Annotated in this window: 15 protein-coding genes and 1 pseudogene; 1 reads left to right on the plus strand and 15 read right to left on the minus strand. The window is 70.6% G+C overall.

Annotation, left to right across the window (positions count from 1 at the left end):
- Positions 1 to 65: 65 nt before the first annotated feature.
- The 12 genes from CR470_RS08650 to CR470_RS08705 all read right to left on the minus strand — a co-directional run bounded on the left by CR470_RS08650 (position 66) and on the right by CR470_RS08705 (position 12,322).
- Positions 66 to 2,906 (minus strand): DEAD/DEAH box helicase, encoded by a 2,841-nt coding sequence (locus CR470_RS08650; protein ID WP_097866978.1) that lies wholly within the window; start codon positions 2,904 to 2,906, stop codon positions 66 to 68.
- Positions 2,907 to 2,999: 93 nt separating this feature from the next.
- On the minus strand, positions 3,000 to 3,893 hold the full coding sequence (locus CR470_RS08655) for a YegS/Rv2252/BmrU family lipid kinase (RefSeq protein WP_097866979.1): 894 nt from the start codon (positions 3,891 to 3,893) through the stop codon (positions 3,000 to 3,002).
- 18 nt (positions 3,894 to 3,911) lie between these two features.
- Positions 3,912 to 4,877, minus strand: a complete 966-nt coding sequence (tatC, locus tag CR470_RS08660; RefSeq protein ID WP_097866980.1) for a twin-arginine translocase subunit TatC — start codon at positions 4,875 to 4,877, stop codon at positions 3,912 to 3,914.
- Between the two features lie 49 nt (positions 4,878 to 4,926).
- The gene (gene tatA / locus CR470_RS08665; RefSeq protein WP_097866981.1) at positions 4,927 to 5,223 is read right to left on the minus strand and encodes a Sec-independent protein translocase subunit TatA; all 297 of its coding nucleotides are present in this window, start codon (positions 5,221 to 5,223) and stop codon (positions 4,927 to 4,929) included.
- Between the two features lie 217 nt (positions 5,224 to 5,440).
- Positions 5,441 to 5,638, minus strand: coding sequence for a hypothetical protein (locus CR470_RS08670; RefSeq protein ID WP_097866982.1), 198 nt, complete (start codon positions 5,636 to 5,638; stop codon positions 5,441 to 5,443).
- A 51-nt stretch (positions 5,639 to 5,689) separates the two neighbouring features.
- Positions 5,690 to 6,001: a hypothetical protein gene (locus CR470_RS08675; RefSeq protein ID WP_257138519.1), complete on the minus strand. Its 312-nt coding sequence runs from the start codon at positions 5,999 to 6,001 to the stop codon at positions 5,690 to 5,692.
- Between the two features lie 23 nt (positions 6,002 to 6,024).
- Positions 6,025 to 6,981, minus strand: coding sequence for a helix-turn-helix transcriptional regulator (locus CR470_RS08680; RefSeq protein ID WP_097866983.1), 957 nt, complete (start codon positions 6,979 to 6,981; stop codon positions 6,025 to 6,027).
- A 19-nt stretch (positions 6,982 to 7,000) separates the two neighbouring features.
- On the minus strand, positions 7,001 to 7,954 hold the full coding sequence (locus CR470_RS08685; RefSeq protein WP_097866984.1) for a helix-turn-helix transcriptional regulator: 954 nt from the start codon (positions 7,952 to 7,954) through the stop codon (positions 7,001 to 7,003).
- Positions 7,955 to 8,116: 162 nt separating this feature from the next.
- Positions 8,117 to 8,488: an FKBP-type peptidyl-prolyl cis-trans isomerase gene (locus tag CR470_RS08690; RefSeq protein WP_097866985.1), complete on the minus strand. Its 372-nt coding sequence runs from the start codon at positions 8,486 to 8,488 to the stop codon at positions 8,117 to 8,119.
- Between the two features lie 43 nt (positions 8,489 to 8,531).
- Positions 8,532 to 9,470, minus strand: a complete 939-nt coding sequence (locus CR470_RS08695) for an FKBP-type peptidyl-prolyl cis-trans isomerase (RefSeq protein WP_097866986.1) — start codon at positions 9,468 to 9,470, stop codon at positions 8,532 to 8,534.
- 221 nt (positions 9,471 to 9,691) lie between these two features.
- Positions 9,692 to 11,053, minus strand: coding sequence for a Pup--protein ligase (gene pafA, locus CR470_RS08700; protein ID WP_097866987.1), 1,362 nt, complete (start codon positions 11,051 to 11,053; stop codon positions 9,692 to 9,694).
- A 9-nt stretch (positions 11,054 to 11,062) separates the two neighbouring features.
- Entirely contained in the window at positions 11,063 to 12,322 is a 1,260-nt protein-coding gene (locus tag CR470_RS08705; RefSeq protein WP_097866988.1) for an MFS transporter, read from the minus strand.
- A 130-nt stretch (positions 12,323 to 12,452) separates the two neighbouring features.
- Between CR470_RS08705 and CR470_RS08710 the strand changes: the two genes are divergently transcribed.
- Entirely contained in the window at positions 12,453 to 13,487 is a 1,035-nt protein-coding gene (locus tag CR470_RS08710; RefSeq protein ID WP_097866989.1) for a LacI family DNA-binding transcriptional regulator, read from the plus strand.
- A gap of 36 nt (positions 13,488 to 13,523) precedes the next feature.
- On the opposite strand, the gene prcA is transcribed toward CR470_RS08710, so the two are convergent.
- The 3 genes and pseudogenes from prcA to CR470_RS08725 form a co-directional block, all read right to left on the minus strand.
- A complete protein-coding gene (gene prcA / locus CR470_RS08715; RefSeq protein WP_097866990.1) occupies positions 13,524 to 14,327 on the minus strand; it encodes a proteasome subunit alpha in 804 nt (267 codons plus the stop codon).
- A gap of 55 nt (positions 14,328 to 14,382) precedes the next feature.
- The gene (gene prcB, locus CR470_RS08720) at positions 14,383 to 15,228 is read right to left on the minus strand and encodes a proteasome subunit beta (protein ID WP_097866991.1); all 846 of its coding nucleotides are present in this window, start codon (positions 15,226 to 15,228) and stop codon (positions 14,383 to 14,385) included.
- A pseudogene (locus CR470_RS08725) lies at positions 15,180 to 15,372 on the minus strand (endonuclease domain-containing protein); the annotation flags it as partial. The pseudogene CR470_RS08725 and the gene prcB, both read right to left, overlap by 49 nt.
- Positions 15,373 to 15,473: the final 101 nt, after the last annotated feature.

Consider the following 15,473-nt stretch of genomic DNA (forward strand, 5'->3'; position numbering starts at 1 on the left):
TCAAGCCCCTCCGGCGTTCGAGGAGCGGGGTCCGGAACCCCACCCCGCCACGGCCCACCGCCCGGTCACCCGACCGAGCTGTACGCCACCACTCCCCGCAACACCGCGTCCACGGCCTTACGCGCGTTCTTCGCCACGCCGGAGGCGCCCGCCCCCGCATCCCGGGGGGCCGCCGCGGCCACCTGCCCCAGCACATCGATCACCTGCTTGCACCACCGGACGAAGTCCCCCGCCGGCATCTCCGCCTCGCGCAGCACCTCGTCCAGCGTCCGGCCGGAGGCCCACATGTAGACCGCCCAGGCGAAGCCGAGATCAGGCTCTCGCTGCCCGACCCCTTCCGTCTGATTGATCTTGAAGTCCTCCTCCACGGCATCCAGCCGCCCCCAGATCCGCACCATCTCGCCCATGGCGACCTTGGCGGGACCGGACGGCAGCTTCGGCGCGACGGCGTCGTCGGCCTGCCGCGCCTCGTACACCAGCGCCGAGACGCACGCGGCGAGTTCGGCGGGGTTGAGCCCCTCCCACACCCCCTCCCGCAGGCACTCGCTGGCGAGCAGGTCCAGCTCCCCGTACAGCCGGGCCAGCCGCCGCCCGTTCACGGTGACCTCGTTGCCCCGGAGGTAGTCCAGCTCGGTGAGGAGTGCGACGATCCGGTCGAAGGTCCGGGCGATCGTGTTCGTCCGCCCCTCGATCCGCTTCTCCAGCTGCCGGGTGTCCCGCTGCAGCCGGTGGTAGCGCTCGGCCCACCGCGCGTGGTCCTCCCGCTCGTCGCACCCGTGGCACGGGTGGGCGCGCAGCTCGGTCCGCAGCCGGCTGATCTCACGGTCGTCGGCGGCCGGCGCCCGCCCCTTGCGGTGCCGGTCGGGCACGATGTGCCCGGCCTTCGTCCGCAGCGCGGAGGCCAGATCGCGCCGGGACTGCGGCGAGCGCGGGTTGAACGACTTCGGGACGCGCATCCGGTCCAGCGCCTCCACCGGAACCGGGAAGTCCATCGAGGCCAGCCGCTTGACCTGCCGTTCGGCGGTCAGCACCAGCGGACGCGGCCCGTCGTGGTGATCGAACCCGCGGTGCCCGTTGGCCCGCCCGGCAGGCAGCCCGGGATCCAGCACCAGGGCAAGCCCCGCGAACTTCCCCGTGGGCACATGGATGACGTCCCCGGCCTTCAGCTTCTCCAGCGAGGAGGCCGCCGCCGCCCGCCGCTGCGCCGCGCCCTGCTTGGCCAGCTCCGTCTCGCGGTCCTTGAGGTCGCGCCGCAGGCGCGCGTACTCCTCGAAGTCGCCGAGGTGGCAGGTCATGCCCTCCTGGTAGCCCTCCAGGCCCTCCTCGTTCCGCTGCACCTGACGCGAAATCCCCACGACGGACTTGTCCGCCTGGAACTGGGCGAACGAGGTCTCCAGCAGCTCGCGCGAGCGGTGCCGACCGAACTGCTGCACCAGGTTGACCGCCATGTTGTACGAGGGGCGGAAGCTGGAGCGCAGCGGATACGTACGCGTCCCCGCGAGGCCGGCGAGCGCCGTCGGGTCCATGCCGCGCTGCCACAGGACCACCGCGTGGCCCTCGACGTCGATGCCACGGCGTCCGGCCCGGCCGGTGAGCTGCGTGTACTCGCCGGGGGTGATGTCGGCGTGCTGCTCGCCGTTCCACTTGACGAGCTTCTCCAGCACCACCGAACGCGCGGGCATGTTGATGCCGAGCGCCAGCGTCTCGGTGGCGAAGACGGCCTTCACCAGACCGCGGACGAACAGCTCCTCGACGACTTCCTTGAACGTCGGCAGCATGCCCGCGTGGTGTGCGGCGATGCCCCGCTCCAGGCCTTCGAGCCACTCGTAGTAGCCCAGGACGTGCAGGTCCTCGCCGGGGATGGACGCGGTCCGTTCCTCGACGATCTCCCGGACCAGCCGGCGCTTGTCCTCGTCGTTGAGCCGCAGACCGGCGTACAGACACTGCTGGACGGCGGCCTCGCAGCCGGCCCGGCTGAAGATGAAGGTGATCGCGGGCAGCAGGCCCTCGTTGTCCAGCCGGTCGATGACCTCGGGCCGGCCGGGCGTCCAGATCCGGCCGCGCTGACGCCTCTCGCGCTCACGGTCGGCCTCGCGCACCATCTTGCCCCGGCGGCGGTCACGCGGGTTGTAGACGTTCTGGCTCTCCTGGCGGGCGAGACGGACCAGGTCCGGGTTGACCTCACGCCGTCCGGCGCCCCGGCCGCCGTGGTCGGTCGCCTCCTCGAAGAGGTCGTACATCTTGCGGCCGGCCATCACGTGCTGCCAGAGCGGCACCGGGCGGTGCTCGGAGACGATCACCTCGGTGTCGCCGCGCACGGTGTCCAGCCAGTCGCCGAACTCCTCCGCGTTGGAGACGGTCGCCGACAGGGAGACCAGCGTCACCGACTCCGGGAGGTGGATGATCACTTCCTCCCACACCGCGCCCCGGAAGCGGTCGGAGAGGTAGTGCACCTCGTCCATCACCACATAGCCGAGGCCGGACAGCGACTGGGAGCCCGCGTACAGCATGTTCCGCAGGACCTCGGTGGTCATCACGACCACCGGCGCCTCGGAGTTGACGCTGTTGTCGCCGGTCAGCAGGCCGACCTTGTCGGCGCCGTACCGCTTGACCAGATCGGCGTACTTCTGGTTGGACAGCGCCTTGATCGGTGTGGTGTAGAAGCACTTGCGGCCCTGTTCCAGGGCCAGATGCACGGCGAACTCGCCGACGATCGTCTTGCCCGACCCGGTGGGTGCCGCGACCAGCACCCCCTTGCCCGCCTCCAGGGCCTGGCAGGCCTCGATCTGGAACGGGTCCAGACCGAAGTCGTACATCTCGCGGAAGGGCCCGAGGGCCGTCGCCATCTCGGCCGCACGGTCCCGAGAAGCCTGGTATCGCTCAGCTGGTGAGAGGTCCTCTGTCATCTTGGCTACGAGCCTACCCGCCACCTCCGACACTCAGCGCGATCTTTAAATGCCCTTGGCCGTTCCCTCGCCCGGGCTCCGGCCGGCGCCCGCTCAGCGTCCGGTGAGCACCCGTACGGCACCCGGTACGCAGGTGGCGGTGAGCGGCAGCGCGCCCAGCGGTTCACCGTCCGCGTACGCCGTGACCCCGGCCGCCGCGAGTTCGATCGAGGAGACCCGGTGCACGGTGACGGCGGGGTGGCCCAGATGCGTGCCCCGGTAGACCTTCGGGAAGACCTTGAGGAGCGTGGTGCGGGTGCACCGCCCCACCACGGTCACGTCGAAGAGACCGTCGTCCATCTCCGCGTTGGCGCAGATCCGCATGCCCCCGCCGTACATGGTTCCGTTGCCGACCGCGATGAGGGTGGCCTCGATCTCGGTGGCCTCTTGCCCGTCGAGCCGGATCCGGTACGGGATCGGCCGGAAGGCGGCCAGTTCGGCGAGGATCGCGAGGTCGTACGTGAACCGGCCGCCGACGGAGCGCCTCCGGTTGACCCGGTCGTTGACCCGGGAGTCGAAGCCGGAGGCGAGGACGGAGCCGAACCAGCGGTCCCCGACCAGTCCGAGGTCGACGTCGCGGTGGCCGCCCTCCTTGAGCGCCCGTGCGGCCAGCCGTCCGGCGGCGGCCGGGTCACGTATCGGCAGCCCCAGCGCGCGGGCGAAGTCGTTGCCGGTGCCGACGGCGACGACCCCGAGCGGGGTGGCGGTCCCGGCGACCGCCTGGAGGGCGAGGGACATCAGCCCGTCCCCGCCCACGGCTATCAGCGCCCCGGTCCCCGCCGCGACGGCCTCGCGGGCCCGGCGCAGGGCGTCGTCGGCGTCCTCGCCCAGCACCGTACGGACGGAGAATCCGGCGTCCCGCAACGCGGAAGCGGCCGGCTGCGCGGCGTGCGCGCCCCGGCCGCGTCCTGCGGTGGGATTGACGAAGAGGGTGATCTCGCTGGTCACCCGCCGGACCCTACAAGGTCAGGTGATGTCGTCGTAACCGTTCAGCCGGTGCGATCCGGGGCCGTCCGACTCGCCGGACGCCTGCCCCGGAAGCGCGGGACGGGAGCCGGAGACGTTCTCGATGCTGCCGACGGGTTCGGGCGTCAGATCGAGATCCGAGGCCTCGTCGTCGCTGAGCTCGGCGTCGGGGTTGTTGCGGTTGCGGCGCTTGTCGTTCAGCAGGGAGAAGCCGACGGCGACGAAGTAGAGCAGCGCGAGCGGTCCGGCGAGGAGCAGCATGGAGACCGGTTCGCCGCCAGGGGTCGCGATCGCCGCGAAAGCGGTGAGGCCCACGATCATCCCGCGCCACCAGCCGAGCATCCGCTTGCCGGTGACGACACCGGTCATGTTCAGCGCGATGAGGAGCAGCGGCAGTTCGAAGGCGATGCCGAAGACGATCACCATGCGGACCAGCAGATCCAGATAGCTGTCGAGCTCGATCTGGTTCTGCACGTTCTCGGGGCTGAACCCGAGCATGATCTCGGCGGTCTGCGGCAGGATCGCGTACGCGAGGTAGCCGCCGGAGAGGAAGAGGGGCGCGCCCACGATGGCGAAGGCGTAGGCGTAGCGCTTCTCGCCCTGGTGCAGCCCGGGGGCCACGAAGGCCCACAGCTGGTACAGCCAGACCGGGGTGGCCAGCAGGACGCCGGACATCAGGGCGACCTTGAGGGCGTTGGTGAACGGCGCCAGCAGGGTGTTGGTCTTCAGCAGCGCGCAGGGCTTGCCGTTGACGGCGACGACCACGCCGTCCTTGCACCCGACGGATTCGAGAAGGGGGCGCAGAAGGAAGTCGTAGATCTCCTTCTGGAAGAACGCTGCCACGATCGTCACCACGACGATCGCCAGCACGGCCTTCAGCAGCCGGTTACGCAGCTCACGCAGGTGATCGAGGAGAGGCATCCGCCCCTCGTCGTCCTTCTCCTGCTTGCGGGCAGACTTGAGCAACCCACTTCCCTCGTCTCGTGCGGCGGCTGTCGGCGGAGCGCGTCAGCTGTCAGCTCTGGGTGGTGGGCTTGGCCTCGCCGACCGGGCGGGAACTGGTGACGTCTCCCGGCGCGGCCTGGATGGTGCGCGCGGTGGTGGACTGCGGGGGCGTCGGGTCCTCGACGGTCTCCGTCGTGGGCGCCGCGGTCGCCGCGTCGTCCTTCTTCATGGCCTTGGCCTCGCTCTTGAGGATGCGGGCCGACTTGCCGAGCGAGCGCGCCATGTCGGGCAGCTTCTTGGCGCCGAAGAGCAGCAGGATGACAGCGATGATCAGAACGATCTCGAGGGGCTTCAGATTGCCGATCATGTGCGACTTCCTTCTCACTGAGGCGGCTGGAGGGTGGGCTCGCTACCCGTTCGACCGGGCATACGTCCGATCGTTGCGCTTGGCAGCGATCGTAACCCGCAAGGGTAAACGCGAGGCAATGCCCGTGCGTACTCCCGCTTGCGACCCGCACCTCCCTGCCTGGGCCGACCCCTGCAGCGTACCCTCCGGTGCCGGCGAACATCAGGCCCCGGGGCCGCTATCGCAGGCCTTCGCCGGTGGCCGCGAGGCGGGTGGCCGCTCGTTCGAGGTCCTCCGACGCCCGGTTGATCCGCTCCGTGGTGACCGTCACCTGGCGGCCGAGACGCTGAGCCTCGACGAAGACCTTGACGCCGAGCACACCGAGCACGGCGATGCCCAGGAATCCCAGGGCGATGGCGAGCATGGGCCAGAACATTCGGCGGTGCCTCTTCCTACGGGGCTTCCAACGGGCGCTGTGGTCGGGGTGCTACAGGGCGGTGTGCAGGCGCAGTGTCCGTACGCCACCGCCGGTGAGCAGTTCGATGATGCGCTCCCCGGCGGGCTTGCGGACCGAGGCGCCGCACTCGGGGCAGGTGAAGGTGTAGAAGGTGGTGCGGCTGGTGGCGCCGATCGCCAGGCGCAGCGCCGCCGCGGCCAGCTCGAAGCGCCCGCGGCAGTCGGGGCAGGCGGCCCGGAAGCGTACGGCGGCGGATACCGGCACGGGGACGGGTCCGGTGCCGGGCAGGGGCATCGGGCGGACCCAGGTGGCGGCGGCCGGAAACAGGGGCGTCCGGTTCATCGTTGTCTCCCCTTCCTCGGGGCTCAGACCGCGTCCTCGTAGGCGGCGAGTGCCTCGCGGGCGGCCTCGCGGGCGCTGTCCGCGAGTTGCGGCGGGGTGACGATGCGGCCGTCGCCACCGAGGCGCAGGGCGAGCCGGCGCAGGGAGGCCGGGTCCGGGGTGCGCAGGGTGATCCGCAGGCCGCCGTCGGGGAGTTCCTCGGCGGAGTCGTGCGGGTAGTACTCGGCGACCCAGCGGCCGCCGGTGCCGACCTCGATGACGACTTCCGGGTCCTCGGCGGCGGGCTGGACCAGCCCTGCGGACAGGTCGCGCAGCTCCAGCTCGGGCGGGGCGGCGGGGGCGTCGAGGAGGCGGATCTCGGCGACCCGGTCCAGCCGGAAGGTCCGGCGGGCCTCGGAGAGCCGGCACCAGCCCTCCATATAGGTGTGGCCGACGGCGAAGAGCCGGATCGGATCGACCTCGCGCTCGGTGAGTTCGTCGCGGGCGGGCGAGTAGTAGCGCAGCCAGAGCCGGCGGCGCTCGGAGATGGCCCGGTCGACGTCGGCGAAGACGCCGCCCTCCGCCTCGAAGGTGACCGAGAGCCGGGAGCTGGCCGCCCCCGACTCCCCTGCGGCCGTCTCCAGCTTGGCGGTCGCGCGGACGAGGGCGAGCCGGTCGCTCTCGCGCAGGCCGGGGAGGGTGGCGACCGCGCGGGCGGCGACGAGCAGCGCGGTGGCCTCGTCCGCGGCGAGGCGGAGCGGCTCGGCGACGTCGTCCGGGTTGTGCCACCAGATCCGGTCGCCGTCGGTGTCGATGTCGAGGAGGTCGCCACCGCGGAAGCTGGTGCCGCACATGGGCAGGACGTCGAGGTCCGAGATCAGCTCGTCCTCGGTGATCCCGAAGGCCCGCGCCACGTCCTGGACGTGGGCGCCGGGTCGCTCGCGCAGATACGTCACCAGGGACAGCATCCGGCGGGTCTGGTCGATCGCGTTCGTGGCCATCGTTTCCCTGTCCCTGTCCCTAGTCCTTGGCCACGGCGCGGAGCCGGTCCACCACATCGGCCCGCAGATCGGCGGGTTCCTCCACGATGACGTCCGGGCCGAACTCGACGAGCCAGGCGTCGAGGCCGTGCCCGTACGGGATCTCCAGCTCGTCCCAGCCGTCTCCGCGTTCCCTCACGGCTATCGCCCGCGACCGCAGCGGGTAGCCGGCTCCGGCGCGCAGCCTGATCCGGGCGGTACGGGTCGCGGTCTCACCGGCCCAGCTCTCGACGGTCTCGCGGACGGTGACCACGTCGGGCACCTCGGCGCTGAAGGCCCCGGCGCGGGAGCGGACCTTGCCGGTGATGCGGGAGAGCCGGAAGACGCGTTCGGCGCCGCGCTCGCGGTCCCAGCCGGCGAGGTACCAGTGGCCGCGCCAGCATTCGAGGGTCCAGGGTTCGACCTGACGCTGCTCGGGGCGGGCGGAGTTGGCCTTGCGGTAGTCGAAGGTGACGGGGCGGCGGTCGCGGCAGGCCAGCATCAGGGGCTCGAAGGCGGCCTCGTGGACGGGGATGCGGGGTTCCAGGGCGCTGTGGACCTCGTAGGCGTCCTCGGCCTCCGGCATTCCGGCGGCCCGCAGCTTCTGGAGGGCGCCGCTGGCGGCTCCGGCGAGGCGGGCCTGCTGCCAGACCTTGGCGGCGAGACCGAGGGCCGCGGCCTCCTCGGCGTCCAGGGTGATGGGGGGCAGCCGGTTGCTGTCGCGGCGGGCCAGGTATCCGGTGTCGCCGTCAAGGTTCTCGACGGTCTCGATGACGAGGCCGAGCTCGCGCAGATCGTCCTTGTCGCGCTCGAACATCCGGTTGAAGGAGTCGTCGGAGCCCGCTTCGAGGTAGGCCTCGATGGATCCGCGGAGTTCGCGCTTGCTGAGTGGGCGCCGGGTCCCCAGCAGGCACAGCGCGAGGTTCATCAACCGCTCGGCCTTGGCAATCGCCATCGACGCCCTTTCTCTTGTTGCTCTACGACCGTCGACCGTACCGCCCCGGGGTGTGGGGACCAAAAGGCGGGCCGCTGACCGGAGAGCGGTGACGGGCCCGCCGGACAGCGGTGAGGGCCCCCGCCGTGCGGCGGGGGCCCTCACGCTCACAACCGGAACGGATCAGACCGCGACGAGGTCGCAGACGAAGATCAGCGTCTCGCCCGGGGCGATCTTGCCGCCGGCGCCGCGCTCGCCGTAGGCGAGGTGCGCGGGGATGGTCAGCTGGCGACGGCCGCCGACCTTCATGCCCTGCACGCCCTTGTCCCAGCCGGAGATGACCTGGCCGGCACCGAGCTGGAACTGCAGCGGGGTGCCGCGGTTCCAGGAGGCGTCGAACTCCTCGCCGGTGGAGAAGGCCACGCCCACGTAGTGGACGGAGACGGTCTGGCCCGCCTGGGCCACCGCGCCGTCGCCCTCCCAGATGTCCTTGATCTCCAGGTCGGCCGGCGGCTCGCCACCCGGGAAGTCGACCTCGGGCTTCTCGATGCTCACTGAACTGCTCCTCTAAATGATGAACTGGACAACCGGGACAGTCTTACACCTTGGCGAGGATGTCCACGGCGAAGACCAGGGTGGAGTTCTTCGGGATGGCCTGCTGCTGCTGGTCGCCGAAGGCCTGGTCCGGCGGAATGACGAGCAGCACCCGGCTGCCGACCTTCTTGTCGACCAGGCCGTTCTTGAGGCCCTTGAGGGTGACCTGGGACAGCGGGAAGGTCTGGGTCTTGCCCGTGGTGTACGTGTTGTCGAACTCCTTGGCGCCCTTCCAGATCATGCCGACGTAGTTCACGACGACACTGTCGGACTCCTTGACGACCTCGCCGTCGGACTCCAGGACGTAGTTGGAGACGAGCTTCTTCGGCGGGTCGCCCTTGGGGATGGTGACCGTCGGGGCCTTGCCGTCGGTCTTCACACCGACCTTGGGCAGGTCGGCGTTGTCCTGGGCCACCTCGGCACCCTTGGCGGAAGCCGGGATCTGGGTGGCCTTCAGGAGGTCGACGACGAACACGAGCGTGGCGTTGGGCTTGATGTCCCCCTGGCCCTGCTCGCCGTAGCCGAGCTCCGGCGGGATGACCAGCTCGACGCGGCTGCCGATCTTCTGGCCGACCAGACCCTTGTCCCAGCCCTGGATGACCATTCCGGCGCCGAGCGTCAGGTCGAAGGGCTGCTTGCGGTCGAAGCTGTTGTCGAACGGCTTGGTGGAGTCCCACGCCTGGCCGAGGTAGTTGACCTGGATCGCGTCGCCGTTCTTGAGCTTCGCGCCGTCCCCCTCGCTGATGACTTCGGTCGTCAGTTCCTTGGGCGGGTCACCCTCACCCTTGGAGAGAGTGGGCTTCTCGCCGAACTTGTCGCCCGCGGTGATCGCGGGGACGCCGTTCTTGGACGAGGCGGAGTCGGAGGCCTTGTCGTCGCTGCCGCACGCCACTGCCGACAGCAGCAGGAGGGGGGCGAGAAGAAGGCCGGCAATTCGGCGCACTGGTTCCTCAGATCTCAGGGGGCACGGTGAATCAGTCCCGCAACACTCTAAGGGCTGTTCCGTCATCCCTGGCGGGCGCACGACGACAGCCACGGCACCTCTCAGCGTTGTCGGAACATCCCCATACATCCCGTATGCGGGCCTCCCCCGCCGCGCGGACGGCCACGGACCCCAGGACCGGTGGGTCCGGGGGGCCGGGGCCGTGACGCGGTGACGTCGGCTCACATGCCGGCGATCAGCTTCTCCACCCGCTCGTCCACGGAACGGAACGGGTCCTTGCACAACACCGTGCGCTGCGCCTGGTCGTTGAGCTTGAGGTGGACCCAGTCGACGGTGAAGTCCCGCCGCTGCTCCTGGGCCCTGCGGATGAAGTCGCCGCGCAGCCGCGCCCTGGTGGTCTGCGGGGGCACCGACTTGCCCTCGAAGATCTTCAGGTCGTTGCAGATGCGGGCGGTCTGCCCCTTGCGCTCCAGGAGGTAGAAGAGGCCTCGGCGGCGGTGGATGTCGTGGTAGGCGAGGTCTATCTGGGCGACCCGCGGATTCGACATGGTCATGTTGTGCTTGGCCCGGTACCGCTCGATGAGCTTGTACTTCATGACCCAGTCGATCTCGGTGTCGATCCGGTCGAGGTCCTCGGCCTCGACCGCGTCCAGGGTGCGGCCCCACAGCTCCAGGACCTGGTCGACGGTGCCGGTGCGGATGCCCCGGCGCTCGACGAAGTCCACGGCCTTCTCGTAGTACTCCCGCTGGATCTCGATGGCCGAGGCCTCCCGGCCACTGGCCAGGCGCACCTTGCGCTGCCCCGTGATGTCGTGGCTGACCTCGCGGATCGCCCGGATCGGGTTCTCCAGGGTCAGGTCGCGCATCACCGTGCCCGCCTCGATCATGCGGAGCACCAGGTCGGTGGCGCCGACCTTGAGCAGCATGGTCGTCTCGGACATGTTCGAGTCGCCGACGATGACGTGGAGGCGGCGGTACCGCTCGGCGTCGGCGTGGGGTTCGTCGCGGGTGTTGATGATCGGCCGGGAGCGGGTGGTCGCGGAGCTGACGCCCTCCCAGATGTGCTCGGCGCGCTGACTGACGCAGTAGACCGCGCCGCGCGGGGTCTGGAGCACCTTGCCCGCACCGCAGATCAGCTGCCTGGTGACGAGGAACGGAATGAGGATGTCCGCGAGCCGGGAGAATTCTCCGTGGCGGGCGACGAGGTAGTTCTCGTGGCAGCCGTAGGAGTTTCCCGCAGAGTCGGTGTTGTTCTTGAAGAGATAGACGTCGCCCGCGATTCCCTCCTCGTGCAGGCGGCGTTCGGCGTCGACGAGCAGACCTTCGAGAATGCGCTCGCCCGCCTTGTCGTGCGTGACCAGTTCGGTCACATTGTCGCATTCGGGGGTTGCATATTCCGGATGCGATCCCACGTCGAGGTAGAGGCGGGCGCCGTTCCGCAGAAAGACATTGCTGCTGCGGCCCCATGACACAACACGGCGGAAGAGGTAGCGCGCCACTTCGTCAGGTGACAGTCGGCGCTGTCCCCTGAACGTGCACGTGACGCCGTACTCGTTCTCCAGCCCGAAAATGCGGCGGTCCATGACTGAACATTACGCCTTATGGCCTGAGCTGAAACCGGGTTCGACGGCACCGTTTCGATCATTTTCCGAACCCGTCACGACGGCGGGCGTACGGGAGGCGCCCCCCAGGACCTTCCCGGTGGCCAGCAGGACCACCAGGGCGGCCACTCCCCCGGCCCCCGCGACGGCGAAGCTCCAGGCGGTCGAGCCGAGTTCGACGGCCGGCCCCGCGACGGCCGTGCCGGCTGCCGCGCCTACGCCGAACGTGGTGACGAGCCAGGAGAACGCCTCGGTCACCGTGCCGCGCGGAGCGTGCCGGTCGACCACGATGAAGGAGCAGGCGATGGCCGGTGCGAGGAACACTCCGGCGAGGGCGGCGAGGGCGGTCATGACGGGCACCGAGGGGGTGAGGGTCAACGGCAGATAGCCCAGCGCCAGCAACCCGACGATGACCCGCAGCCGCTTCTCGGGGGCGCCGGCCCACTGCCGCGCCCCGTAGCCGAGTCCGCCGATCAGCGCGCCGAGCCCGAGTGCGGCCATCAGCCACCCGTACACCGATTCCCGGCCGTGGTCGTCGGCGTACGCCACCCCGGCCACCGTGATGGAGCCGAGGGCGAGCCCGACGAAGAAGAACGCGCCGAGCAGGGCGAGGAGTCCGGGCGAGCGCAGGGCGCCGAGCCAGTGGGCCTCGCGGGGAGCGGAGCGCCAGGTGCGCGAGGGCTCGGACAGGACGACCGAGAGGGCGCCGAGGACGCCGATGGCGTTGATGACGAGCAGAGCGGCGGCCGGGGACCAGAGCGAGACGAGCAGTGTCACCAGGAGCGGGCCGACGGTGAACATGATCTCCTGCGCCACGGCGTCCAGGGCGTAGGCGCGGTGCACCTGGCCCTCACCCTTGAGGACGCTGGGCCACAGGGCCCGCAGGCCGCCCTCCAGCGGCGGCGTGGCGACCCCGGCGACGACGACGGCGAGGTAGGCCAGCGGGAGCGAGCCGAGGCCGGTGAGGGCCAGCAAAGCCATCCCGAGCGCGGAGAGCACGGCGGCCGGCAACTGGACGCGCGGCTGCCCGTACAGGTCCACCGCGCGGCCGAGCAGCGGCTGTCCGACGGCGGTGGCCAGTCCGTAGGCGGCGGCGAGCGCGCCGGCCAGCGTGTAGCTGCCGCCCTCCGCCCGGGTGAACAGCACGATCGCGATGTGTGCGGTGCCGTTGGGCAGCCGCCCCACCAGGGTGCCCGTCAGCAGCCGGGCGGCGTGCCGCGCCCGGAGGATCTCCAGATATCCCGCGGCCATGTCCGCCCCTCTCCACCCCGGCCGCTCGGCCCCGAGGTGTTACGTATAACGTCGAGGCTCATACGTACCATGTGCGCAGTTCGCGGGTCCACCTCGCGGCGTTACGGATACATCCCGCACGGAGGCACGAGTGACCAGCGCGCAGCAGCCCGCCCCCGCCCGGCCCACCAGCCGCGACGTGGCCCGTGCGGCGGGCGTCTCCCAGGCGACGGTCTCCCTGGTGCTCGGCGAGAAGTGGCCGGGCAGGGTGTCGGAGGCCACGGCCCAGCGGGTCCGGGACACCGCGGCGGAGATCGGCTACCGGCCCAATCTGGCGGCCCGCAGTCTCCGGCTCGGCCGCACCAGGACCGCGCTGCTGGTGGTTCCCGCGCTCACCAACGAGTTCTTCGCACGGGTGTACGCCGGGGCGGCGGCGCTCGCCGCCGAGCACGACTTCGGCGTGGTGCTCTACCCCTCGCCCGACGGCACGGGCCCGGCCCGGGACCCGTTCGCCTCCGCCCGCGCCGCGCTCGACGGGGTCATCGCGTCCTCGATGGCCGCCGACGCGCTGGGCGCGCTGCACGGGGCGGATCTTCCGCTGGTGATGCTGGACAGCGATCCCTCGGACACCGGGCCCGCCGCCCATGTGAACCTCGACATCGCGGACGGGATGCGACAGGTGACGGATCATCTGCTGGGGCTCGGCCACCGCCGCTTCCTGCATCTGGCGTCCGCCGTGGACACCTGGACGTTCGCGGTGCGCGCCGAAGCGCTGCGCGACGTGCTGGAAACGGCGGGGGACGCGACGGTGCGCACGGTGCGCGCCCCGCTGGACGTACGGGCGGGGCGCGAGGCGGCCGAACAGGCCCTGTCCGTCACCGGGGACCGGCCCACCGCGATCGTCTGCGACGACGACATTCTGGCCGCCGGCGCGTGCAAGGCGGCCCGCAGGCTCGGGCTGCGGGTGCCGGACGAGCTGTCGGTCACCGGATTCGACGACCTCGCACTGGCCACCGCGCTGGAGCCGGAGCTGACCACGGTGCGGCTGCCGGCGGAGCAGGTCGGTGAGAGGGGCATGGAGGCGCTGCTCACGGTGCTGGACGGCCGTCCCGTCCAGCAGGACGGTCTGCCGGTACGGCTCGTCGTACGCGGCTCCACGGCGCCGCCACCCGCAGGCCGGGCATGACGGCGCCCCGGGCCGGGGCCCGGGGGCGCCGCTTGTCTACTTGTCCGTCTCCTCCGCGGAGTCGGGGGCGGTGTCGATGCTGTCCGTGCTGTCGGTGTCCTCGGTGTCGGACGGGGCGTCCGTCGGCGTGCTGCCGGCGGCTTCCGTGTCCAGCAGCCGGGCCAGCTGGCGACCGACGATCCGCTTGAACTTGCGCTGCTGGGGGCGGGTACGGTCCAGGACCGCGACCTCCAGGCGCTCCGCCGGGATCTCCCGCTCGCCGCCGCCGGGCTCGCGCGAGAGCGCCTGGACGGCCAGCTTGAGCGCCTCGGCGAGGGTCATACCGTCGCGGTGGCGCTGGTCGAGGAAGCTGCTGATCTGCTCGGAGTTGCCGCCGACCGCGACCGAGCCGTGCTCGTCCACGATCGAACCGTCGTGCGGCAGCCGGTAGATCTGGTCGCCCTCGGCCGCGCTGCCGACCTCGGCGACCACCAACTCCACCTCGTACGGCTTCTCGGCCGCGCTGGAGAAGATGGTGCCGAGCGTCTGGGCGTAGACGTTGGCCAGCCCACGGGCCGTCACATCGTCCCGGTCGTAGGTGTATCCGCGCAGATCGGCGTAGCGCACACCGCCGATGCGGAGGTTCTCGTACTCGTTGTACTTGCCGGCGGCGGCGAAGCCGATCCGGTCATAGATCTCGCTGAACTTGTGCAGTGCGCGGGACGGGTTCTCGCCGACGAACACAATGCCGTCGGCATACTGCAGCACAACGAGGCTGCGACCACGGGCGATGCCCTTGCGGGCGTATTCCGCCCGGTCGGCCATGGCCTGCTGGGGTGAGACATAGAACGGCGTCGACACCGGCTATCCGTCCCTTTCTGTCAGTGACGAGTGCGTCTGAGGCTGGAGGTCCGGATCAGAGCAGCGCGGCGCGCGGGCCGTCGGGCTGCTCGAGTCGGCGTTCCAGGATGGAGCGCGCGATCTCGGAGGACTCCTGGTCGGTCAGCCTCCGGAAGCCTTCGTCGGTGATGACGGTGACGATCGGGTAGATGCGGCGGGCCACGTCCGGGCCGCCGGTCGCCGAGTCGTCGTCCGCCGCGTCGTACAGCGCCTGCACGACCAGGGTGAGGGCCTGCTCCTCCGTCAGGTCCTCGCGGTAGAGCTTCTTCATCGCGTTGCGGGCGAAGATCGATCCGGAGCCGGTGGCCGCGTAGCCGTTCTCCTCGGTGCGGCCGCCGGTGACGTCGTAGGAGAAGATGCGGCCCTTCTCGCGGTCGACGTCGTAACCGGCGAAGAGGGGCACCACGGCGAGGCCCTGCATGGCCATGGCGAGGTTGCTGCGGATCATGGTGGAGAGGCGGTTGGCCTTGCCCTCCAGGGAGAGCTGGGCTCCCTCGACCTTCTCGAAGTGCTCCAGCTCCAGCTGGAACAGCTTCACCATCTCCACGGCCAGTCCGGCGGTGCCGGCGATGCCCACCGCGGAGTACTCGTCGGCCGGGAAGACCTTCTGCATGTCGCGCGAGGCGATCATGTTGCCCATGGTGGCGCGCCGGTCGCCGGCCAGGACCACGCCACCGGGGAAGGACGCCGAGACGATGGTCGTCCCGTGCGGCGCCTCGATGGCCCCCTGGAGCGGCGGCAGGCTCCGGTTGCCCGGGAGCATCTCGGGCGACTGGTCGGACAGGAAGTCCATGAACGAGGACGAACCCGGCGTCAGGAAGGCAGCTGGTAGACGCCCGGTGCTACGAGTGTTGGCTTCCACGCGTTTCCCTCCACGTATGCGATGGCCCTGCGCAAGAGAGTCAGGATCATCCCCCAACTTGCCGATGGCCGAATTGCAGTTGAAGCAAGTACGTACGCCACGGACCCTACCCGCCCGGCGGGAGTGATCCACATGTTCGGAGGGGGTTATCCGCACCAATCCGACGGGACCGGGAACCGGCCCCCGGGTCGGTGGGCGGGGTGACGACGCACGCCGTGGCGAACGCCGTCACCCCTTTCTCCCCC

Source organism: Streptomyces sp. rh34, from assembly GCF_002551245.1.
Classification (GTDB): domain Bacteria; phylum Actinomycetota; class Actinomycetes; order Streptomycetales; family Streptomycetaceae; genus Streptomyces.